The following is a 4,111-nucleotide window of genomic DNA, read 5'->3' on the forward strand; positions in this document are numbered from 1 at the left end:
GCTGTTTTGCGGTTTATCAATACTACCGGTTTTATAACCTCAAGGATCAGCGGATATACATATTACATAATGGTAAGCTGTTAACGGCTTTGGCTTCTGACCGTAAGAGCAACCTACCGGTAGAACTGCGTGACCATATCAGGACCTTTCACCAGTATTTCTTTGCCTTGGTCCCTGATGATAAAGCGATCAAGGCGAGTGTCACCAGGGCGTTATACCTGGCCGATGAATCTGCCAAAAAGCAGTATGATAACTTTCAGGAAAACGGTTATTACAATAACCTGATTGCAGCCAATATCTCCCAGGAAATCACCATAGACAGTATACAATTGGATGTGGACCAGTTTCCTTATCCTTTCAGGTGTTTTGCCACACAAAAACTGGTACGGTCTTCTTCGACGGTTTTTAGAAAATTGGTGAGTCAGGGGATGATAGATGACCTTAAAAACCAGACGGATAACAATCCCCATGGCTTTCTGATCAGGAAATTTGAGCTGCTGGAGAACAGGGCTGAACCGTTAAAGGGGGAGGAACCATGAGGATCTGGAACTATTTTTTAAGGGATAGGGCAGCGAAAAGTGATGGTGCTATTGGTGGTGGAACGTTGCCTCTAGGTAAGCGGGATGTTGGACGGATAAATAAAAACGATCTGGCATTTCAATTGGCCAGGAAAATTCTTAAAGCCCAGCGTTTAGTGGCTACCTATTTAAACAGCAAAACAAGAGGCATTTCTAAGTCAAAAATCCGGCTATCCTTGGTCTGCTTTATAGCGCTTGGCTGCATGTACTGTCTGTACCTTATCCTTTCAGCGGTGCTGCTCTTTTTGCCATAAAATTATTAACCGATAAAAAACAATCAAGATGGAAAACAGGAAAAAAATAGACAAAAAGAAAGTGTTGCTGATTTTTTTGCCGTTGCTGGCAGCAGCTGTATTGACCACCGGTTTTTTTATGCTGGGCGGTGGAAAGGGCGAGGTCAAAGATACTGCTGTTCGTGGAAAGGTAGATTTTTCGCTGCCTGACGCGGCAATCAAAAAACAGCAACCGGCAGATAAAATGGCTTTTTATGAGCAGGCGGAGCGGGATTCTGCTTCGAGGGGATCCGCTTCACTTTCACGCATGAGCGAAAACCTAGGTTTTAAAAACAGTCGGGAGGAGCAGACCGGAGAGATCTCGCTGAAACTCGAAGCCTTGAAACGTGAGATTGACCGCCCGGCGGAAACTGCCAGTGGTGTTGGGAGCGTTGCTGGTACTAGAGCTGGATATGGTCCGGGTGATGTGGCCGGTTCTGCTAATGGAAACATGAAAAACGATGTGGATAGGCTCGAGGCACTGATGAAGATGATGCAGGATAACAAAAATGCTGGCGAAGATCCGGAGATGAAACAGCTGAATGCGATGATGGAGAACATTATCGATATCCAGCATCCTGAACGGGTAAAGCAAAAAATCGCTGGAGCGAAAAAAATCAATACTGATAGCCTGTTCAAAGCAATCCCTGCGGTGATCGCTTCAGATAAAAAAGTGGTTCAGGGCGCAACAATCAAGCTTTTATTGCTGGATACTTTACGGGTGAACGGGGTATTGATCCCAAAAGGGCATGAACTTTTTGGGGCCTGCAAGATTACCAACCAGCGCCTGCTGCTGGATATCAAGCAGATCCGTTTGGGCAATGCGATTATCCCTTCTGATCTGTCGCTGTACAGTTATGATGGCATGCTGGGGCTGGATGCACCGGAAGCGATATTGACTGAAACGGTGAATGATGGGGCAGGGAATGCCATTGGTGATGTGGCGCTGAATACGTTTGATCAGTCCTTGGTCACGCAGGTTGCGGGGGCCGGGATCGATGCGGCGAAGTCAATGCTGACTAAAAAGCTGCGCAAAATTAAGGTGAAGTTAAAAGGTGGTCAGGCGGTGCTGCTTCGTGACAATAAATTAAAACTGCGTTAGCTCATGGATCCGGGGATAAATAGAGCGGAACAACTGTACCTGGCCTGGGAGGAGCGGCAGAAATCACTTTCTGGGCTTATGGGTGCTAATCTGGATGAGCGTAAGATGAGGCAATTGAAATATAAGTTTTTATCTCAGGGACTTTTTAGGGTATCGGTCAGGCCATCGGAAATGGAACGGCTATATATCCAGGTGCTCCAATCGGTAACGGCTAAACTTAGTAGGCAGCTTTACCCAAATCGGGTGTTACGTTTTTTTGTAGGGCTTAAGGCTGCGCTGATCGATAAACCAATGCACCTCCGACGGTTTTCCAGGCTTAGGGATGAAAATATGTATGCGCTAAAAGGGCGGCTTTCTTCATTGGGATTAGGAGGGATGGGTATGAAGCTTGAAGATCAGCTCGATTATGAAAGGCAGCGAGTTGTTTTGGAAGTCGTGCGGGGTTTAAACACAGGCGAAAAACTATCGCTTCAGGTTTCGCTGGATAAGGAAGATCTAGGGAGTTACCACTTTAAAGGGTTTGATGCAAGGCTGTTGCAGGTGGATGGAACTGAAAAGTCCTGTTTTTTTTCTAAGAGCACTGGAGTTGATCTGGCTGAAGCGATCAATCTGTTGCGTGGTGGATCTGTGCTGAAAAACTATCAAGGGTTGGATGGTAAATGGGAGAAAAGCTGGGTGAGGGTGAATGATACCGCTAAGGATTTTTCTCACTCGCCATTACTGTTTTCTTCTAGTATCGGGCAGGATTATGATCTCAAAAAACAATTATTGAATCATGCCATTGCGCTTGAATGTTACGCGATCAGTACTGATTTGGTATTGCGTGGATTGGAACAGGGGAACAGGGTGGAAATCAGTGTCCCGGGGAAAGATAAATTTTATATCCGTGCCGGGCCGTTTGAAAACAGGCTGGAATTCTTTGATTCGGCTAAAAATGAAATTGGCTTTGAACAGCTTAAAGAAATGTTTGTGCCAGTGAAATTGCAGCCTTCGTTTGAACTAGGTACGGTCAAGCCGTTGGAGCAATCAAAGGAATCGCAGCTGGAGCTTAGCAGATAAAAAGAAATTTTATGGTTGAACTTATCGATAAGGTAGGGCTGGCAGCTGAGCTGAGCGCATATCTCGAAGAACAGCATGCGCTGGGCTGTAAATGGGTGGTTTATGACAGTGACAATCCGATCTCATCGGAGTTTGAGCTGAACTGTTTTGCTGATGAAGCTTCTGCCTTTTTCTTTGAACGGGAACACCAGCAGATCTTTAATTGGCACCTGGCAATACCGGTTGCTGATATGATCAACGGGCTTAAAGTCCTGGAGAAATTGGAAGTTGGGCCGGCCCATAAATTAAATAATCCTAAAACTTTATTAAAAACAAAAGCTATGAATTTAAACAATTTAGAAGACCGAAAGGAAGAAATGAAAGCGCTCGGTGCATCGGAGCAGACCATTGCTAAAATGGAGGAACTGATGAAAAATGGGGATGCCAAATTTAAAGTTCATCAGGTGATGCCTGCCAACAAGGGGCAGGTGGATGTGGAATTTTATTTACAGCAGTCCTCCAAATCGGAGTATTATTTCCTCAATAAATTTACGGTCGCCCATAACCTGGGTAAGCCTTTGGAGCAGGATCAGCATTACCTGATTATTACGCCGGGTGAAAAGGGTAAGGCCGGTGCTGTTAAACAGTTTGATCTGGTTACCGATGCAGTTGAGGCTTTCAAAAAACGCGAAGGTGCTGCAGAACTGGCGATCGGAAAAGACGCGGCCCATAAACAGACGGTAGCAACTTTGGACGAGGGCAAGGTAAATTTTGTAGCCAAATCTTTCAGGGGGATTTTTTATGGAAAACCAGCGATGCAGACCATGTGGCCTGACCGGGGCAAGGGATTTACGGTTCAGCAGTCCGCCCAGATGATCCAGGGTTATGCGGTATACCGGGATGATTTGGTGAATTTTAATTCGGGAGAGGTTTATGCGGCCTGGGTGAAGTTTGATATGGATAAAGGGGCTGGGGCAAACGGTAATTTCAATCTGCAACAATACCATGATCCACAGTACGGCTTTGATCTGCCTAAGGTATTGGATAATTATAAGATCAAAGAGTTGTCTGTTCCTGAGAAACGCGAAAAACTGGAAGCGGATCTGCGCAATGGGTTGACG

The 4,111-nt window shown here is 45.6% G+C and carries 5 protein-coding genes; all 5 read left to right on the forward strand.

What is annotated here, in order from left to right:
- A partial coding sequence (gene traK, locus AC1DPQ_RS19795) for a conjugative transposon protein TraK (protein WP_477610634.1) occupies positions 1 to 539 on the forward strand: 539 nt, incomplete at its 5' end.
- Complete coding sequence (locus AC1DPQ_RS19800; RefSeq protein ID WP_477582930.1) at positions 536 to 832, forward strand: hypothetical protein; 297 nt, start codon at positions 536 to 538, stop codon at positions 830 to 832. The genes traK and AC1DPQ_RS19800, both read left to right, overlap by 4 nt.
- Positions 833 to 860: 28 nt before the next feature.
- A complete protein-coding gene (gene traM / locus AC1DPQ_RS19805) occupies positions 861 to 1,952 on the forward strand; it encodes a conjugative transposon protein TraM (protein ID WP_477582931.1) in 1,092 nt (363 codons plus the stop codon).
- A gap of 3 nt (positions 1,953 to 1,955) precedes the next feature.
- The gene (locus tag AC1DPQ_RS19810) at positions 1,956 to 3,011 is read left to right on the forward strand and encodes a hypothetical protein (RefSeq protein WP_477582933.1); all 1,056 of its coding nucleotides are present in this window, start codon (positions 1,956 to 1,958) and stop codon (positions 3,009 to 3,011) included.
- 11 nt (positions 3,012 to 3,022) lie between these two features.
- A partial coding sequence (locus tag AC1DPQ_RS19815; protein ID WP_477610635.1) for a hypothetical protein occupies positions 3,023 to 4,111 on the forward strand: 1,089 nt, incomplete at its 3' end.

The organism is Pedobacter sp. 01T416_2, assembly GCF_056398925.1.